The sequence below is a fragment of the Amycolatopsis coloradensis genome, assembly GCF_037997115.1.
GTDB lineage: Bacteria > Actinomycetota > Actinomycetes > Mycobacteriales > Pseudonocardiaceae > Amycolatopsis > Amycolatopsis coloradensis_A.
Genome location: NZ_CP150484.1, coordinates 6,569,120 through 6,587,059, shown reverse-complemented (window position 1 = coordinate 6,587,059; position 17,940 = coordinate 6,569,120). Strand labels below are relative to the sequence as shown.

Sequence of the window (17,940 nt, the reverse complement as noted above, 5' to 3'; positions counted from 1 at the left end):
CTCACGCGGTGAAGGGCGCTTTCGTCGCATCGCATGCGGTGAAGGGCCCCTTCAGCCCCCATCTTCCTTCACGAGAGAGGCATCCACCATGTCGCAGGACGTCCGCGGCGAGATCCGCGGCTTCATCGGCGCGAAGTTCCCCAGCCTGTCGTTCACCGACGAACAGGACATCTTCGCGCTGGGTTTCGTGAACTCCCTGTTCGCGATGGAGCTGGTCATGTTCATCGAGAAGGCGTTCGCCACCCGGATCCCCAACGAGGAACTGAAGCTGGACAACTTCCGCACCGTCACGCGGATGACCGAACTGGTCGAGCGGCGCACCGCCGCGGCCGCGCACTGAACGGGAGAACGACGTGAGGGCGAGGACACGGCCCGAAACGCCCGCGGTCGAGGTGATCGGGCGTTTCGTCGACGAGGAGGTCGGCCCGCACGCGGACGCGTGGGACCGGGCCGAGCACATCCCCCCGGAGGTGCTGAGGCGGGTGGGGGCGCTGGGACTGTGGGCCCCGTTCCTCCCCGTCGAAGCCGGCGGCGCCGGGCTGGACATGGTCACCCTCGGGCGGCTGCACGAGGAGGCGGGCCGCGGCTGTTCTTCGCTGCGGAGCCTGCTCACCGTGCACACGATGGTGACCGCGACGGTACAACGCTGGGGCGACGATGAGCAGCGCGAGCGCTGGCTGCCCGTCCTGTCCGACGGCGCGACGCTGGGCGCGTTCTGCCTGACCGAGCCGGATTTCAGCGGTAGCGACTCGACGGCCGCGGGCACCGTGGCCGTCGCCGAGAACGGCGTCTGGACTTTGCGGGGGCGCAAGACCTGGATCACCGGCGGCCAGGTCGCCGGGCTGCTGCTGGTGTTCGCCGGCACGGCCACCGGGATGAGCGCGTTCCTGGTGCCCTCGGATCATCCGGGGGTCCGGGTGACCCCGGTCCGGCACATGCTCGGCACCACGGCGAGCATGCTGGCGACCATCGAGTTCGACGACGTCCGGCTCGACCCGTCCGCGCTGGTCGGTCCGCCGGGCTGGGCCGCGGGCACGGTGATGACCGGCGCGCTCGACCTCGGGCGCTACAGCGTGGCGTGCGGTTCGGTCGGGATCGTGCGGGCGGCGCTCGCCGCGTCGGCCGCCTACACGTCGGTGCGGTCCGCGGGCGGCGGGCTGCTGCGGGATCTGCCGCAGATCCGCGCCAAGATCAGCGAGATGGTCACCGCGCGCGACGCCGCGCGCCTGCTGTGCGAGAAGGCCGGGCGGCTCAAGGACGCGGGCGATCCGGCGACCATCATGGCGACCTGGGTGGCCAAGTACTTCGCGTCCACGGCCGCGGCCAAGGCGGCTTCGGACGCGGTCCAGATCCACGGCGCGAACGGCTGCGGCCCCGACTACCCGGTGGCGCGCTTGTACCGCGACGCGAAGGTCATGGAAATCATCGAGGGCAGCACCCAGATCCAGGAGCTGACCATCGCGGACGAGGCGTATCGGGAGGTGCCGGGATGACCGAGGTGCTGGAGAAACCCAAACGGGGCCGGATCAAATGCGTGGTGTGGGATCTCGACAACACGCTGTGGGACGGCACGCTGCTGGAAGACGGCGAGGTCACCGTACGGCCGGAGGTCGTGGCGGAGATCAAGCGGCTCGACGAACTGGGCATCCTGCATTCGGTGGCCAGCCGCAACGACCACGAAGCGGCGATGACGCGGCTGAAGGCGGCCGGGCTCGACGAGTACTTCCTGTACCCGCAGATCAGCTGGAACCCCAAATCCGGTTCCGTGGAAAGGATCGCGAAGTCGCTGAACATCGGTCTCGACGCGATCGCGTTCGTCGACGACCAGCCGTTCGAATTGGCCGAGGTCGCGCACGCGCTGCCTTCGGTCAAGACCGTCGACGTGGCGAAGCTGGGGGAAGCACTGGCGTCGGAGGAGTTCCGGCCGAAGTTCGTCACCGACGAGTCGCGGGTGCGCCGCGAACTCTACCGCGCTGCCGCCGTGCGGGAGCAGGTCGAACAGGACCACGAGGGCACCAGCGAGGAGTTTTTGTCCACTTTGGACATGAAGTTCACGATCGCGCGTGCCCAGCGGGAGGACCTGCAGCGGGCCGAGGAACTGACCGTCCGCACCAACCAGCTCAACTCCACCGGCCGGACCTACTCCTACGACGAGCTGGACGAGCTGCGCACCTCGCCCGACCACGTCCTGCTCGTAGCCTCCCTTTCCGACAAGTACGGCGGCTACGGCAAGATCGGCCTGGCGCTGGCCGAACGCGGCGCGCCGGCCTGGCATCTGCGGATGATGCTGATGTCGTGCCGCGTGATGTCGCGCGGGGTCGGCACGGTGCTGCTCAACCACATCATGGGACTGGCGAAGGAAGACGGCGCGAAACTGCGCGCGGACTTCGTCGAGACCGGCCGCAACCGGGTCATGTACGTGACCTACGCGTTCGCGGGCTTCACCGAGATCTCGCGGGACGGCGACCGGCTCGTCCTGGAGTCCGATCTGAGCACGATCCAGCCGCCGCCGCCCTATCTGACGATGGAGCTGCGATGACCGCTCCGAGCACGGCATGTCCCTGGCTGCCCGGCGGGATCCCGCCTGCCGAGGCGGCCAAGCTGTTCTGTTTCCCGCACGCCGGAGCGAGCGCGGCGGTCTACCGGGAATGGGTCCTCGCGGCGGGCGAAAGGCTGGTCGTCCTGCCGGTCCAGTTGCCCGGCCGTGCCGAACGCGGTCGCGAGACACCGCACGAAGACGTCGAAAGCCTTGTCGAGGCGGCGATCGAGGGGCTCGGGGACGCGCTCACCGGTGACTTCGCGTTCTTCGGGCACAGTGTCGGCGCCCTGACCGCGTACCTGCTCACCCGCAGGCTCGCGGAGCGCGGGGCCACGCTGCCGAAGCATCTGTTCGTGTCAGGGCGGGCGGCCCCGCAGCTGCCCGACACCCGGCTCCAGCTGCGGGCTTTGCCCGACGAGCGGCTCGCCGCCGAACTGCACGCCCTCGGCGGTCTGCCGGACGTCCTGCGCCGCGAGCGCGAACTGCTGGCGATGTTCCTGCCGCTGATGCGGGCCGATCTGGCGGTCAACGAGACCTACCGGCATGTCCCGGGGGAACCGTTGCCGGTGCCGCTGACCGTGTTCGGCGGCGACCGCGATCCGCGGGCCGATCTGGACGAACTGGCGGCGTGGCTCGAACTCGCCACCGACTCGACGATGGTGACCTACCCGGGCGGGCACTTCTATCTCGAGCAGCACAGGGCGGCGCTGCTGGACGTGATCCACCGGAAACTGGGCCGATGACCACGCAGTGGTTCCCGGCGTGGAAACAGCCCTCGGGCGCGCTGGGCGAACGGCTCAGCCCCGGCCGGGACGTGCACGTGTGGCGGATCGCCCTCGCGCGGGTGCTCGCCCCGGGCTCGTCCGAGGCCTACGGTCTGCTCGGCGCGCTCTCCGAAGACGAGCTGCGCCGGGCCGCCGCGATCGCGGTGGACGAGGAACGGGCCCGGTTCCTGGCCGCGCATGTCGCGCTGCGCGACATCCTCGCGTCGTACACGGGCACCCCGCCGTCCGAGCTGCGGTTCACCCGCGACGGCGACCGCCCGGCACTGGCAGGCGCGACGGGGATCGAATTCAGCCTGTCCCGGTCCGGCGCGCTGGCGCTGGTCGCGGTCGCGGCCGGGGTCCGGGTCGGCGTGGACGTCGAGGAGGTCCGGGAGGTCGACCACGGCGGACTGGCCGCGCGGACACTGCGTCCGGAAGAGGCCGCCGCCGTCCGCGAGCCGCTGACCTTCTTCCGGTACTGGACCTGCAAGGAGGCCTACCTCAAGGTCGACGGCACCGGACTGGCCGGACTGCCGGGGCCCTCCTTCACCCTCACCGGCGGCGACGTCGCCTTCGAAGACCGTCCTGAATGGACGATCACGGAACTGGACGCCGGCGCCGGCAACGCGGCCGCGCTGGCCGTCCCGGTGCGCCCGGTCACCGTGCGTGCCTTCGACTGGCTTCCCGGCAGGCGGCGAACGGCCGGGGAGTATCGGAAAGGCGGAGTGAAATGAGCGACCCGAAAGCGGAGCTCGAAGCGTTCATCCAGACCACGGAGTTCAGCTGTCTCGGTGCTCGTGCGGCGTTGAAGAAGGGCTCGATCGTCCACGGCCACTACCCGGCGCTGGGCGATCCGGAGTCGGCGCGGGCCCACTACCGCGACATGCTCGGCTATGCCCGCGACATCCGGCCCACGTTGTCGGACAAGAGTTTTCGCACGTTCGTGTCCACCTTCGAAGAACCCGGCGGGATCCTCGACGAGGAGGAGTACGAACGCCTGCTGTGGCGCCACCTCCAGCTGATCCACGACATCGACAGCCGCACCTACGGCCTCGACGAAGGCGCCACCTCGGACCCCGACGAACCGAACTTCGGGTTCCACGTCGCCGGGCACTCGTTCTTCGTCGTCGGCATGCATCCGGGTTCGTCACGGGCGAGCCGGAGGTTCTCCCGGCCTGCGATCGCGTTCAACTCGCTGATGCAGTTCATGTTGCTGGGCGACAAGTTCTTCTCGATGCAGGACGCGATCCGCAAACGCGAGACGACCAACAACGGCTCGGTCAACCCGAGCTTCACCACCTACGAGTACCAGATGCCGTCCCGGCACTTCTCCGGACGGATGACCGAAGAGGACTGGAAGTGCCCGTTCACTTCGCGGCACGAGCCTTCGTCGGTCAAGTACACCTCGGACGTCATGCAGCGCCCCACCGGCTGATTCCCCGGTCCGTGAAGGCCTCCTTGCCTACCTTCAGGGTAGGGAAGGAGGCCTTCACCACCCCGTCGCCGCCACAGCCGGAAGTACATGAAGGCCTCCTTCACTACCTTGAGGGTCAGGGTTCCGGCGAAGTCGTGTTCACGCTGCCCAAGTGGTTGGCGGAGGGCCCGTCACGGTGGCCTGACACTTCTCGACTGTCCACCGGGGGCGCTTTCGGGGTGACCGTGCCCGATTCGGGCGTTTTGTGAAGGGGTCGTGAGTGATGAGGAGGGTTAGAGCCGTCCTTATCGCTCACGACCCCGGTCAGAACCGTACAGATAGATATCAAACGGACATTCATCTGTCCTCTGGCGTCTTTTGTGGACATCGTCCGTTCAGGGCCTCTGTCATCGGCCCCGTTCGGGAGGTCCACCTCGAATCACCAAGAACGGCACCGGCCAGCGTTTGTGCGACTTTGCCGGGGCCCTGGCGCCTAGCGCGGTGAAGGGGGCGTTCATGTACAAAGCCGTCAGGCCAGCGCTTCGACGCGGCGCGGGACCGGGCGCCGGAGCAGCGCGGTGCGGGTCGCGCGCGGGATCCGCTGGTAGACCAGCTCCCGCAAGGTCGCACGGCGGAACGTGTAGCCGGCGTCGTCCTCCCGGCGCAACACCGCGCGGCTCGCGAGCCGGGACAGCGTCCCCTCGATCTCGGCGGTGTCGCGGCCGCAGACCGCGGCGACGTCTTCGGCGGTGAAGGCGTCCCCGGCGAGGCTGGCCGCCTTCAGCAGCGACTTCTCGGCGGCGGGCAGGCTGTCGAGCTGCGCGGCGAGCGTCCGGCGGACCAACGGCGGCGTCATCGCCTGGCCGAGTCCCGGAAACGGGGTGGTGCGGCCGTGTACCTCCTCGGCGTACGCGTGCGCGAACCTGGGGTTGCCGCCGATCCTGGCGATCAGCTCCTGCCTGCCGCGGATGAGCCGGGCGGTACCGGGCAGAAGCTTGTCGAGCAGCTTGCCGACGGCGTCGTCGGCCAGCGGGGCCAGCGTCACCGTCGTGCCGCATCGCTCGCCGTGTTCGGCTTCCAGCAGCCCGGGCCGTGCGGAGGCGACGATCAGGACCGGCAGCCCCGCACACGCTTCACCGAGCCGGTCGACGGAGTCGCGGGTCTCGGCGTCGGCGCGGTGCAGGTCATCGGCCAGCACCACCAGCGGCCCGTAGGCGGTCAGTTCGGTGGCAGCGGCCCGAAGCGCGGCGTCGCCGCCCTCGGTGCGCAGCCGGGACGCGGTCTGGGGGAGCAGCCCGGGAACGACGGCGAACGCCTCGGCGACGTCGGCCCCGGCGTCCAGCACGCGGATGCGGGGCTGCTCGGCGAGGGTTTCGGCGAACTCGGCGAGGAGCCGTGTCTTGCCGATCCCGGGCTCGCCGAACACGGTCACCCGATGCGGGCGCCCGCCGCGCTCGACGAAACCGAGAAGGTGGTTCAGCAGATCGCGGTCGTGGTCACGGCCGACGAAGCCGCGGGGATCGGCGGGCTCGGCGATCGGATGTTGACGGGCCGAGACGGCGTGCCACCAGCCAGGCGAGTCTTCGGATGCTTCGTGCACCACGGCGGGCTCGGAGGCTTCGCGGACCGCGTCCGAGACGCGGATCCGGCCTTCGGGCGCGCGTAGCGCCGAGCGGACACAGCGGTCCAGGACGGGGCCTGCCACCTGTCCGGGCCCGGCGGCGGTGAACTCGACGAGAACGTCCCCGCTGTCGACACCGATCTGGGTCGCGATCCCGGCGGTGGCCAGGCGATCGAGGATCCGCAACGCCGTCCGGGTCGCGTGGACGGCGTCGTCGTCACCGGTCCGGGGGAGACCGAACAGGGCCAGCACCACCGGCCCCGACTCGCCGGGCAGATGCGCGCCCGCGGCGATGGCCTCCTCCTCGACGACGGTCCGCAACCGAGCCTGCGCCTCCATGGCCTCTTCGGGATCGTCGTCCGGCGTGGCGAGCGCGACCCCGACCGCGACGACCGGCTTCCGCTCGCTCTCGACGGGCTCCGTGCGGGGCAAGGCGATCACCGGTGCGGGCGTGAACGGCAGTGGCTCGGCCACCGGTGCGGGCTCGGGGTCGGGACGCGGCGCCGGATCCGGCCGCCGGGTGAGCAGGGTTTCGTCGTGCTGGAGGATCGCGCGTTCCAGCTCGCGCAGCTCCTTGCCCGGCTCCAGGCCGAGCCCTTCGGCGAGGCTGGCGCGCGTCGCGCGGTAGACCTCGAGCGCGTCCACGTGACGGCCGCAGCGGTAGAGCGCGGTCATCAGCTGGGCGTTGAGCCGCTCGCGGTTCGGGTTGGCCTCCGCCAGCCCGCGCAGATCGGTGAGTACCTCGTGGTGGTGCCCGCGGTCCAGCTCCAAGCCGAAAAGGTCCTCGTGGACGGCGATCCGCTGGTCCTCCAGCGCGACCAGCTCGGGCCACACCACACCGGTCTCGGTGAGGTCGGCGAGCACCGGGCCACGCCACAGCGAGAGCGCTTCACGATAAGCCGACACGGCCTGCTCGACATTCCCGGCCGCCTGCGCCGTCCGCCCTTCGGCGGCGAGCCGCCGGAACCGGGCGGCGTCGACCTGCTCGCTGTCGACGCGCAGCAGGTAACCGGGCGCGTGCGTGAGCAGCATCGCCTGCTCGGTGGCGCCGGTGCGCTGGGCCAGCGTCGAGCGCAGCCCCGAAACGGCGTTCTGCACCATCTTGCGCGCGGTGGCGGGGATCTCGTCCGCCCAGATCGCCTGCAGCAGCGTGCTGGTGGCGATGACCTCGTTGTGCCGCAACAGCAGATAGGCGAGCACGGCTCGCTGGGTCGCCCCGCGCAACACGACCGGACGTCCGTCGTGCACGACGTTGAAGGGGCCGAGGAGGTCGAAACGCACAGGGTCACCACCTTGTTCGGGACTTGCGAAGACGATCTCCACCGTGGCCCCGCACCCCACCCCCGGACAACGCCGCGGCGCGGATACTGGCTCGGTGCCAGTGGCACCCGAGAACGATGCCAGTTACCGCACGATGTGTTGACTGTGGACGTTCGCACCTGCTAGACGCGCGCGCCACTCTCGCACTTAGTCCTCTGAATGCGTCGGGTCAGGTCAGGTAGTCGCCGGTCAGGATCGCCGCCGCGAGTTCCACCCGGGACGTGTACCCGGTCCGTGAGAAAAGCCTGCTGAGCTTGCCTTCCACGCTTTTCTCACTGGTTTCGAGGACGACCGCCAGTTGCCGGTTGGTGAGGCCCTCGGCGACGAGGATCGCCAGCAGGCGTTCGTTCTCGGCGGTCGTCTCCGTCCGGCCGGGTCCGGCGAAGCCGTTGTCGCGCAACAACTTCCGAACGCGGCCGCGCCAGTACCAGGCATCGACCTCGCCGAACAGTTCGTACGCCTCGGTCCATGACCGCTCCGGCCGGTGCCCGGCGAGCCCTGCCCGCAGGAGGGTCATCGCCGACTCGTAGGGAACCTCCCGGCGTTCGCGCGCGATGGCCGCGGCGCGCCGGGCCGAGGCGGGTTCGCGATGGACCGCCGCGCGGGCGAGGTAGTGGTTCTGGTGCGCGCGGGCGGTGTCGAGCTGGGTCGCCGTGCGCGCGGAGCGCCGTACCCAATGTTCACCTTCGCGTTGCTTGTTCCGCGCCAGCGCGGAGCGCGCCAGGTCGGCCCAGAGGTCTTCGGTGCCCAGGAGGTAGCCGCCCGCGTCGGCGCTGCGCGCGGCGGAGTACAGCAACGCGTCGGCGCCCTCGGTGTCACCGAGTCCGCCGAGCACGGTGGATTCGGCGTGGTCGATCGTGTGCTGTATCCCGGCCGGGCGGCTGTCGGCGGCCAGCGCCCTGGCCCTGGCGAGCCGGCCCTGCGCGCCGAGGATCCGGATCGCGCAGTGCGTCAGCAGGCAGTGCAGCGGCCGAGCCGGATCGGTGCCGCCCAGCATCGTCCGCCGGGCCAGTTCCATCGCCTCGGCCCAGTCACCGCCGAGGTAGTTCAGCGCGAACAGGTTGGCTCCCGGCAACTGGTCCAAGGGCATCCCGGCGTCGGTGATCAGTCGCCGCGCCTGCCGGAGTTCTCCCAACTGCAGCAGCATCTCCACTTCGAACCGGCGCTGTTCGATGTTGTACTGCGGAAGATGCCCGGAACGCCACAGTTCCGGATGCGCGATGAGCGTGTGCAGCTGGGACGTGTCGCCGAGCACGACGCCGCAGGCCGCGAGGAACATCGTGCCGAAGTCGGCGGTGATGTGGTTGCTGCCGGTCCACACCGCGCGCGCCCGCTCCAGCAGGTCGCGCGCCTCGATCCAGCGATGGCTCAGTACCAGGGCATACGCGCGGTTGATCACCATCAGTGCCGGGTCGTCCGGCAGCACCGGCGACGCGCCCGCCGCGATTTCGGCGAGTTCACCGAGGTCACCGCGGGCGGCGAGCCCGGAGATGAACAGGACCGAAAGTTCCTGTGCCTCCGCGGGTTCGAGGTGGCCGAGATGTTTGCAGAGCACCTGCCGCGCGCAGTCCCCGGCCTCGGCCGCCCGGTAGTGCAACGCCTTCGCCGCGCTCAACAGCATCAGCACGACCGTCCGCGCCGGCGGTTCGGTCACCCAGGACAGCGTCGCGTGGAGCCAGCGTTCCGCCTTCGCGCCGTCGGTGAACAGGACCCGCTTGCCGTTTTCGAGGAGTTCGTCCGCCGCGCGGCGCGTGTCGACGAGCGACCCGGCCTGGGTGATCCAGTCGAGCACCAGATCCGGATCCGAGACGGACGCGGAGCCGGACCACACCGCCTGGACCGCTTGAGCGGCCAGGCTGCGCGAGGCGTACGGCCCGATCTTGGTCAGCAAGGCATCACGCACGGCGGGGACCCGGAACCGATGCCCGCCGTCGTGCTGCCGCACCAGGACACGTTCGGCGACAAGCCTGTCGAGCACCGCCCGCAGATCGTCTTCACGCCATCCGAGCGCGGTCGCGGCCAGGCCGGGTGCGGCGGTGCCGAGCGGGCAGAGCATCGCCATCGTCTCGGCCACCTCCCTGACGCCGCCACCGGCCTCGGTCACCGCCAGCAGGAGCGGATGGTCCTCGGTGGCCACCGGCCGGTCGACCCGCTCGACGCGGTACGCGGTGCGGTCGATGATCCGCAGCGCTCCGGCCTTCCGGTAGCCGTGCACGAGCGCGGTCAGGGCGGCGGGATTGCCCCGGGCGGCGGTGTGCAGCTCGCTCACCAGGCCATCGTTGGGCAGGGCCGAGACCAGTCCCGTCAGCAGTGACCGCGATTGCGCACGCGAAAGCGGCCGGAGGAACCGCGACTTCGCGCGCCCGCTCGCCCGGAGCCGCGCGAAGGCGCCTCTCAGCGCGGGGCTCTCGGACAGGTCGTCTCCCGCGCCTGTCCGCACTGTCGCGACCACGCTGATCGGTGTCTCCGCCGTGCAACGGTGCAGCAGCGCGCTCACCAGCCGGGCGGTGTGCTCGTCGAGCCACTGCGCGTCGTCGACCAGGACCACCAACGGGGTCTGGACGCGGAGAAGCGCGAACACGGCGGTCGCGATCTTCGCGACGGTCTCCGGGGTCGGCGTGGTCTCGCCCGCCCTGGCGAGCATGGCCAGCACGGAGCGCCGCGCGGGTTCCTCCTCGGCCCGGTCCCCGCCGAGAAGGACGAGAAGCCGGAACATCGCCCCGTACGGGAGTGTCCGGTCGAGCTTGGCCAGCCGCAGCACCAGCACTTTGGCCGACGGGGTGAGCTCCTCGGCGAGCCTGTCCAGTACCGTGCCGCGGCCGCAACCCGGCTCCCCGGCTAGCACCGTCAGCGGGGTCGTGCCCAGAGCGGCTCCGTCTCTCAGGGCTCCGACCTCCTCGACGCGGACGTCCGCCCGCGATCCCGTCCCGGTGCCCGGATGCCTGGTGCTCATATGCCCAGTTCACCAGGACGGGGCCCGGCTGGCCGTCACCCAACCGTATGAACCGGGCGGTCGAGGCCCTCCCAGGCGCCCAGTGGCCGGTAATCCTTCCCGGGAACCGGCGCTTCTCCGGCCGTCGACAAACCGGCCGGTATGCTGAGTGTCCGCACGAGAAGGGGCCGGCCATGACACGAGCGACCACCAGGAAGGCCGAGGCCGGCGGTGAGGACCAGGCCGCCGTCCCGCGCCGTCTGCTGTCGCACGCCACGAAGCTCTTCGCCAAGAAGGGTTTCGACCGCACCTCCGTGCAGGAGATCGTCGAGGCGGCCGGGGTCACCAAGGGCGCGATGTACCACTACTTCGGTTCCAAGGACGACCTCCTTTACGAGATCTACGCCCGGGTGCTGCGCGCGCAGACCGAGCAGCTGGAAAAAGTGGTCTCGAGCGAGGCTCCGCTGCGGGAACGGCTGCGTTCCGCCGCCTCCGACGTCGTCGTCAGCACGATCGACAACCTCGACGACAACACGATCTTCATGCAGTCCATGCACCAGCTCAGCGTGGAGAAGCAGAAGGCCGTCCGCGCGGAACGCCGCAAGTACCACGAGCGGTTCCGCACGCTGATCGAGGAAGGCCAGGAGTCCGGCGAGTTCCGCGCGGACAAACCGGCCGACGTGATCGTCGACTTCTTCTTCGGGTCGGTGCACCACCTCGGATCGTGGTACCGGCGCGGCGGCGCGCTCTCGGCCCGCCAGATCGGCGACCACTTCGCCGATCTCCTGCTGGCCGCGCTGCGACCCGAGTAGTGCTCAGCCCGCGGGCACGAGTCGCTCGGCGAAACAGTCGTCGCGGCGTTCGATCACCGTTCCCACCTCCCATCCGGAGGCGAAGGCGAGCAAGCCCGCCGCCAGCTCTTCGGCGGCTTCGGGTGGCCAGCCTTGGGCGGCCAGACTCGACCGCAACGCTTCGGCGTAGTCGGAATAGGTGAAGCCGGGCAGTTCCGCGATGAGCGCCGTCGTCGTCCCGCGGTGCGAACTCAGGCCGCCGAACGCCCTTCCGCAGCCGCAATCGGAATCGGGCGAGCTCTCGCCGTCGTCACAGCACGGTGCGATCCAGAGCAGCTCGCCCTCGACGCAGTGGTCGAAGTCGTTTTTCCGGGTGCCCTGGGTCTTCGAGGTGGCCACGAGCAGTTTCATGATGACTCCCTGTTCGATCTGATGTTCGAACAGGTCTACCGGCAGGGTCCGACACTTTCCGGGACGGACCCCGCCGGAGGAGATCAGGCCGGCAGGTCGATCAGCGGCGCGAGGGCGGCGCGATGCCGCCCAGGAGTGCCGAACGCGATCTCGTCGCTCTTCGCGCGCTTCAGGTACAGGTGCGCGGGGTGCTCCCAGGTCATGCCGATCCCGCCGTGCAGCTGGATCGCCTCTTCGGCGGCGTGGACGGCGATGGGGGAGTTGCGGGCCTGCGCGACCGCGACGGCGATCGCGATGTCGTCGCCGGAGGCCAGGCAGTCGGCGGCGTAGCGCGCGGTCGCCCTGGCGTTGATCAGATCCGTGTACAGGTTCGCCAGCCGGTGCTTCAGCGACTGGAACGAACCGACCTGACGGCCGAACTGGTAGCGCTCCTTGAGATAGCGCACCGTTTCGGTCAGCGCCCATTCGGCGATCCCGAGTTGTTCCGAGGCGAGCAGCCCCGCCGCGGTCACGAGTGCCGTGTCCAGCGCGGACGCCGCCACCGAGGGGCCGGCGACACGCTTCGCGGCAACCTTCTCCAAGGTGACGTCGGCGATGCGCCGGGTGAGGTCGAGGGAAATCGCCTCGGCGACCGTCACTCCCGCCGCCGAAGCGTCGACCGTGTACAGGCCGGGGCCGTCGGGTCCCACCGCCGGAACGACGATCAGTTCGGCCACCGAAGCATCGGCGACGCTGCGGACCCGGCCGCTGACCGTGCCGTCGGCGGCCGCGGCGACCGTCGAGGGGAACTCGGCGCCGGGCGCGGCCGACAGCGGGACGGCCAGCGCGCCGATGAGCGTGCCCGCGGCCAGTTTCCCGAGCGTTTCGGCCACTTCGGCCTGTGACGTGTCGGCCGCCAGCAGGGCCGACGTCGCCAGGACGGCGCTGCCGAGGTACGGGACCGGGGCGACGCTGCGCCCGAGTTCCTCCATCACGACGGCGACTTCCCGCGCCGAAGCGCCGTGCCCGCCCAGCGCCTCCGGGACGGCGAGGCCCGCCGCGCCGAGGTCGGCGGCGAGCGTGCGCCACAACTTCAGGTCGTACGGTTCCGCCGTCTCGGTCCTGGCGATCAGGGCCGCCGGCTCCGCGCGATCGGAGAACAGAGCCCGGACGCTGGCGCGAAGGTCCTCTTCGACCTCGGAATACAGCAGGTCGGTCATCGGGGCAGGTCCTTCCAGGCGACGTCCTTGTCGATCCGCGGCTCGGACGGCAGTCCCAGCACGCGCTCGGCGATGATGTTGCGCAGGATCTCCGAGGTGCCGCCCTCGATGGAGTTGCCCTTCGCGCGCAGATAGCGGTAACCGGCCTCGCGGCCGAGGAAGTTCACGCCGTCGGGACGCCGCATCGTCCAGTCGTCGTAACGCAGGCCCTCGTCGCCGAGCAGCTCGATCTCCAGCCCGGACGCGGCCTGGTTCAGTTCGGAGAACGCGACCTTGACCGCCGAACCTTCCGGTCCCGGCGCGCCCGCGGCGAGCTGTTGCCGCAGCCGCGAACTCACCAGGCGCAGGCTTTCCCCCTCCACCCACAGTTTCAGCAGCCTGTCGTGCAGTTCGGACGTGCGCAGCTCCGGGCGCTCCCGCCAGGTTTCCGCGACGACGCCGACCATGCCGCCGTCGCGCGGGAACTCGGTGCCGCCGATCGCGACCCGTTCGTTCATCAGCGTGGTCTGCGCGACCTTCCAGCCCTCCCCGACCGCGCCGAGGCGGTGCGCGTCGGGGATGCGGACCTCGCTGAGGAAGACCTCGTTGAACTCGGCCTCACCGGTGATCTGGCGCAGCGGCCGGACCTCGACGCCCGGAGCGGTCATGTCGCACAGGAAGTACGTCATGCCACGGTGTTTCGGCACGTCGGGATCGGTGCGGGTGACCAGGATGGCCCACTGGGACTTGTGCGCGCCCGACGTCCAGACCTTCTGCCCGGTGACCACCCAGTCGTCGCCGTCGCGTACCGCGCGGGTGCCCAGCGCGGCCAGGTCGGATCCGGCGCCGGGCTCGCTGAACAGCTGGCACCACACCTCGCGCTCGGTCCACAGTGGACGCAGGAAGCGCTGGTGCTGTTCGGGTGTGCCGAAGGCGAGAATGGTCGGCGCGGCCATGCCGAGACCGATTCCGATCCGCCGCTTGTCGTTGTCCGGTGCGCCCGCCGCGGCGAGCTCCTTGTCCACGACGGACTGGAGCGAACGCGGTGCGCTCAGGCCGCCGAGACCTTCGGGGAAGTGGATCCACGCCAGTCCGGCGTCGAACCGCGCGTCGAGGAAGTCCTGACGCGGCGTGCTTTCCGGCGGATACGCGGCCAGCAGATCCGCCACGCGCCGCTTGAGATCGTCCACAGTGGTCACTTCGACGCCTCCCCGCGGTACTTCTTCAGCTCACGGTGCGCCAGCGAGCGCTTGTGCACCTCGTCCGGACCGTCGGCCAGGCGCAGCGTCCGCACCTGCGCCCACATCTCGGCGATCGGGAAGTCCTGGCTGACGCCGCCCGCGCCGAACAGCTGCACGGCCTTGTCGAGGATCCACTCGACGGTGATCGGCGTGGAGATCTTGATCGCCTGGATCTCGGTGTGCGCACCCTGGTTGCCGACGGTGTCCATCAGCCACGCGGTCTTGAGCACCAGCAAGCGCTGCTGCTCGATCTTGACCCTGGCCTCGGCGATCCAGTCCTGCACCACGCCCTGTTCGGCGATCGGCTTGCCGAAGGTCTCGCGCGAAAGCGCCCGGCGGCACATCAGTTCCAGCGCGCGTTCGGCCATGCCGATGGCACGCATGCAGTGGTGGATCCGGCCGGGACCGAGGCGGGCCTGCGCGATGGCGAACCCGTCGCCCTCGCCGGCGATGAGGTTCTCCGCGGGCACGCGGACGTCCTCGAAGACCACTTCGGCGTGGCCGCCGTGATCGCCGTCGGTGTAGCCGAAGACGTGCATACCGCGTTTCACGGTCATGCCTGGAGTGTCGCGGGGGACCAGGATCATGCTCTGCTGCTTGTGCGGCGGGCCGTCCGGATCGGTCTTGCCCATTACGATGAAGATCCTGCAGTTCGGGTTCATCGCGCCGGAGATGTACCACTTCCGGCCGTTGATGACGTACTCGTCGCCGTCGCGGCGGATGCTGGTGGCGATGTTGCGCGCGTCGGAGGAGGCGACGTCGGGCTCGGTCATCGCGAACGCGGACCTTATCTCGCCGTCCAGCAGCGGCTGGAGCCACTGCTTCTTCTGCTGGTCGGTGCCGAACATGGTGAGGACTTCCATGTTCCCGGTGTCCGGCGCCGCGCAGTTCAGCGCGGTCGGCGCGAGCCGGAGGCTGCGGCCGGTGATCTCGGCCAGCGGCGCGTACTGCAGGTTCGTCAGCCCCGCGCCGTGGTCACCGGGGAGGAAGAAGTTCCACAGCCCGCGCTCGCGGGCCTCGGCCTTCAGCTCTTCGACGATCGGCGGCTGCGACCATTCGCTGTCGCGCTCGGCCAGCTGCCGCTCGAAGACGGCCTCGGCCGGGTAGATGTGCGAGTCCATGAACTCGAGGAGCTTTCCCCGCAGTTCCTCGGTTTTCGCGTCGAAGGCGAAGTCCATCTCTATCCCTCTTCCTTGTTTTCAGAGGCGCGTCGACGAATGCGTAGCCGGGCTGCGGCTTCCGATGACTTCTCTCGTTCGCGATGAGAGCGGCGCGCCGCTTGGCCACCTTTCGAGTAAGTCATCGCACGTCCCGTCATTCGGCCTTGAGAGTCTCGTTGCCGTGCGCGATCAACGGGACGACGCCCGAGCCGATGCCGTCGAAGCCGGCGCCGACGGTCTGTCCCTTGCTGTAGCGGAGGTGGATGCCTTCCAGGATCACCGCTAGTTTGAAGAACGCGAAGCTCACATACCAGTTGAGCCGGGAGACGTCGCGGCCGGAACGTTCGGCGTACCGCGCGATGACCTCGTCGTTGCGCGGATAGCCCGGCGCCGAGCTGGCGTTGGACACGAACTGCAGCGAGACCTTGTCGCGTTCGGCGTAGGCCACCAGCAGCGCGAGGTCGGTCAGCGGGTCGCCGAGGGTGGACATCTCCCAGTCCAGCACCGCGGTGATCCGGTCGTCCGCGTTCACCAGCACGTTGTCCAGGCGGTAGTCGCCGTGCACGATCGACGGCCTGCCCGATTCGGGGACCGACGAGGCGAGCCGGTCGTGGAGTTCGTCGACGCCGGGGAGGTCGCGGCTGCGGTTGCCGTCGAGTTGCTTCTTCCAGCGCCGCAGCTGGCGTTCGAGGAAGCCCTCCGGGCGGCCGAAGTCGCCCAGCCCCACCGATTCCGGATCGACGGCGTGCAATTCGACCAGGGTGTCGACCAGTTCCTCCGCGATCGCCCTGGTCCGGGCCGGGCCGAGCGCGGCGAGTTCGGTGTCCGAGCGGAAGGGGGTGCCCTCCACGAACTCCATCACGTAGAACCGCGAGCCGATGACGTCGGTGTCTTCACACAGCAGCACGGTTTCCGGCACCGGGACCGCCGTGCCGTGCAGTCCGGAGATCACCCGGAATTCGCGGCCCATGTCGTGCGCGGTCGGCAGGACGTGGCCCAGCGGCGGGCGGCGGACCACCCAGCGGGACCGGCCGTCGCCCACGATGTAGGTGAGGTTGGACCGGCCCCCTTCCACGACCTGGCCGCTCAGGTCGCCCTGGACGAGACCCGGCCGGTGCTCGTCCAGATGGGCCTTGAGCCTGGCCAGGTCGAGGCCCGGCAGGTCGGACTGGTTCATGGTGCCTCCAGCGGCTCGCTTTCCGGTTACAGTACCGACCAGTCGGTATGTCGGATAGGGGTGGTCCGTCGAGGTGCCGGACGTCACCCTCTCAGGCGATCAGCCGGACGACCATCTCCGCGACGCACGCCGGTTTGGGCTCGCCGTCGATCTCGATCGTCCACCGGACGACGGCCTGCTTGCCGCCTGCCACGTCGGTGACCTCGACCAGCTCGGCGCCCGCCCGGATCTTCGCGCCGACCTTGACCGGCTGGGGGAACCGGACCTTGTTCAGCCCGTAGTTGATGCCCATTTTGAGCCCGTTGACGCGGTAGAGCTTCCCGACGAAGCCCGAAATGAGCGACAGCGTCAGGAAACCGTGGGCGATCGGGGCGCCGAACGGCCCTTCGGCCGCCTTCTCGACGTCGACGTGGATCCACTGGTGGTCGTCGGTGGCGTCGGCGAACAGGTTCACCCGGTCCTGGGTGAGCGTCAGCCAGTCGCTGTGGCCGAAGTGCTCGCCGACGGCGTTCTCGAACTCCTGCAGAGAGGCGAATTCGCGCATGGCTCAGTCCTTCGGTCCGCCGGCGACGTAGATGACCTGGCCGGAGATGAAGCCGGCGCCGTCGCTCACCAGGAACGACGCGAGGTTGGCGATGTCCTCGGGCGTGCCGACGCGCTGCACCGGGATCTGCGACGCGGCCGCCGCCTTGAAGTCCTCGAACGACATGCCGATCCGCTCGGCGGTCGCCGCGGTCATGTCGGTGGCGATGAACCCGGGGGCGATGGCGTTCGCGGTGACGTTGAACTTGCCCAGTTCGATCGCGAGGGTCTTGGTGAAGCCCTGCATACCCGCCTTGGCCGCGGAGTAGTTGGCCTGGCCGCGGTTGCCCAGCGCCGAGGTGCTGGAGAGGTTGACGATGCGGCCCCACTTCTCCTGCGTCTGGTACTTCTGCACCTCGCGGGTCATCAGGAACGACCCCTTCAGGTGCACGCCCAGCACCGAGTCCCAGTCCTGTTCGGTCATCTTGAACAGCAGGTTGTCGCGGGTGATGCCGGCGTTGTTGATCAGCACGGTCGGCGCGCCGAGCTCCTCGGCCACCCGCGTCACCGCGGCTTCCACCTGTGCGGCGTCATTGACGTCCAGCGCGACACCGACGGCCTTGCCGCCCTCGGCGACGATCGCTTCGGCCCCCTGCTTGACGCCTGCCTCGTCGAGATCCAGCAGTCCGACGGCGAACCCGTCGGAAGCGAGGCGTTCGGCCACGGCCGCGCCGATGCCGCGGCCGGCGCCGGTGACGATCGCTACACGGGAGGGGTGTTCGGTCACGGGGGACTCCTCGTCGTCGAGTTGAAGTGACGTCGAGTCTGCCGTACTGAGCGGTCGGTTTGTAGGGATGCCGGGCATGGAGT

16 protein-coding genes are annotated in these 17,940 nt (G+C 69.7%); 7 read left to right on the top strand and 9 right to left on the bottom strand.

The genetic code is table 11. The annotated features are described in order from the left end of the window. The first annotated feature begins 88 nt into the window (after positions 1–88). From LCL61_RS30845 to gntA, 6 genes are read left to right on the top strand one after another with little or no spacing between them, the layout of a single operon-like run. Entirely contained in the window at positions 89–340 is a 252-nt protein-coding gene (locus LCL61_RS30845; RefSeq protein WP_007029786.1) for an acyl carrier protein, read from the top strand. A gap of 13 nt (positions 341–353) precedes the next feature. Beyond that, positions 354–1,493, top strand: a complete 1,140-nt coding sequence (locus LCL61_RS30840) for an acyl-CoA dehydrogenase family protein (RefSeq protein WP_340683022.1) — start codon at positions 354–356, stop codon at positions 1,491–1,493. After that, the gene (locus tag LCL61_RS30835; RefSeq protein WP_340683021.1) at positions 1,490–2,539 is read left to right on the top strand and encodes an HAD-IIIC family phosphatase; all 1,050 of its coding nucleotides are present in this window, start codon (positions 1,490–1,492) and stop codon (positions 2,537–2,539) included. Before LCL61_RS30840 ends, LCL61_RS30835 begins: the two co-directional genes overlap by 4 nt. Next, the gene (locus LCL61_RS30830) at positions 2,536–3,282 is read left to right on the top strand and encodes a thioesterase II family protein (RefSeq protein ID WP_340683020.1); all 747 of its coding nucleotides are present in this window, start codon (positions 2,536–2,538) and stop codon (positions 3,280–3,282) included. The genes LCL61_RS30835 and LCL61_RS30830 overlap by 4 nt, the downstream gene beginning before the upstream one ends. Beyond that, on the top strand, positions 3,279–4,037 hold the full coding sequence (locus tag LCL61_RS30825) for a 4'-phosphopantetheinyl transferase family protein (protein ID WP_340683019.1): 759 nt from the start codon (positions 3,279–3,281) through the stop codon (positions 4,035–4,037). The genes LCL61_RS30830 and LCL61_RS30825 overlap by 4 nt, the downstream gene beginning before the upstream one ends. Further along, positions 4,034–4,738 (top strand): guanitoxin biosynthesis heme-dependent pre-guanitoxin N-hydroxylase GntA, encoded by a 705-nt coding sequence (gene gntA / locus LCL61_RS30820; protein ID WP_340683018.1) that lies wholly within the window; start codon positions 4,034–4,036, stop codon positions 4,736–4,738. The genes LCL61_RS30825 and gntA overlap by 4 nt, the downstream gene beginning before the upstream one ends. 508 nt (positions 4,739–5,246) lie before the next feature. Here the strand turns inward: gntA and LCL61_RS30815 are convergent. Then, positions 5,247–7,619 (bottom strand): BTAD domain-containing putative transcriptional regulator, encoded by a 2,373-nt coding sequence (locus LCL61_RS30815; protein WP_340683017.1) that lies wholly within the window; start codon positions 7,617–7,619, stop codon positions 5,247–5,249. Positions 7,620–7,827: 208 nt separating this feature from the next. Further along, positions 7,828–10,611, bottom strand: a complete 2,784-nt coding sequence (locus LCL61_RS30810; protein WP_340683016.1) for an AAA family ATPase — start codon at positions 10,609–10,611, stop codon at positions 7,828–7,830. A gap of 173 nt (positions 10,612–10,784) precedes the next feature. Here LCL61_RS30810 and LCL61_RS30805 point away from each other — a divergent pair, with 173 nt between their 5' ends. Beyond that, a complete protein-coding gene (locus LCL61_RS30805) occupies positions 10,785–11,402 on the top strand; it encodes a TetR/AcrR family transcriptional regulator (protein WP_192745156.1) in 618 nt (205 codons plus the stop codon). 3 nt (positions 11,403–11,405) lie between these two features. Here the strand turns inward: LCL61_RS30805 and LCL61_RS30800 are convergent, their stop codons facing one another. The 7 genes from LCL61_RS30800 to fabG form a co-directional block, all read right to left on the bottom strand. Next, on the bottom strand, positions 11,406–11,792 hold the full coding sequence (locus tag LCL61_RS30800) for a DUF7715 family protein (RefSeq protein ID WP_340683015.1): 387 nt from the start codon (positions 11,790–11,792) through the stop codon (positions 11,406–11,408). Positions 11,793–11,875: 83 nt separating this feature from the next. Beyond that, positions 11,876–12,991, bottom strand: a complete 1,116-nt coding sequence (locus tag LCL61_RS30795; protein WP_340683014.1) for an acyl-CoA dehydrogenase family protein — start codon at positions 12,989–12,991, stop codon at positions 11,876–11,878. Next, on the bottom strand, positions 12,988–14,169 hold the full coding sequence (locus tag LCL61_RS30790; protein ID WP_340683013.1) for an acyl-CoA dehydrogenase family protein: 1,182 nt from the start codon (positions 14,167–14,169) through the stop codon (positions 12,988–12,990). The genes LCL61_RS30795 and LCL61_RS30790 overlap by 4 nt, the downstream gene beginning before the upstream one ends. Beyond that, positions 14,166–15,389, bottom strand: a complete 1,224-nt coding sequence (locus LCL61_RS30785) for an acyl-CoA dehydrogenase family protein (protein WP_340683012.1) — start codon at positions 15,387–15,389, stop codon at positions 14,166–14,168. Before LCL61_RS30785 ends, LCL61_RS30790 begins: the two co-directional genes overlap by 4 nt. A 136-nt stretch (positions 15,390–15,525) precedes the next feature. After that, positions 15,526–16,548 (bottom strand): phosphotransferase family protein, encoded by a 1,023-nt coding sequence (locus tag LCL61_RS30780; protein ID WP_340683011.1) that lies wholly within the window; start codon positions 16,546–16,548, stop codon positions 15,526–15,528. Between the two features lie 91 nt (positions 16,549–16,639). Continuing rightward, positions 16,640–17,092, bottom strand: a complete 453-nt coding sequence (locus LCL61_RS30775) for a MaoC family dehydratase (RefSeq protein WP_125674813.1) — start codon at positions 17,090–17,092, stop codon at positions 16,640–16,642. 3 nt (positions 17,093–17,095) lie between these two features. Next, positions 17,096–17,857, bottom strand: coding sequence for a 3-oxoacyl-ACP reductase FabG (gene fabG, locus LCL61_RS30770; protein WP_340683010.1), 762 nt, complete (start codon positions 17,855–17,857; stop codon positions 17,096–17,098). Between the last annotated feature and the right edge of the window lie 83 nt (positions 17,858–17,940).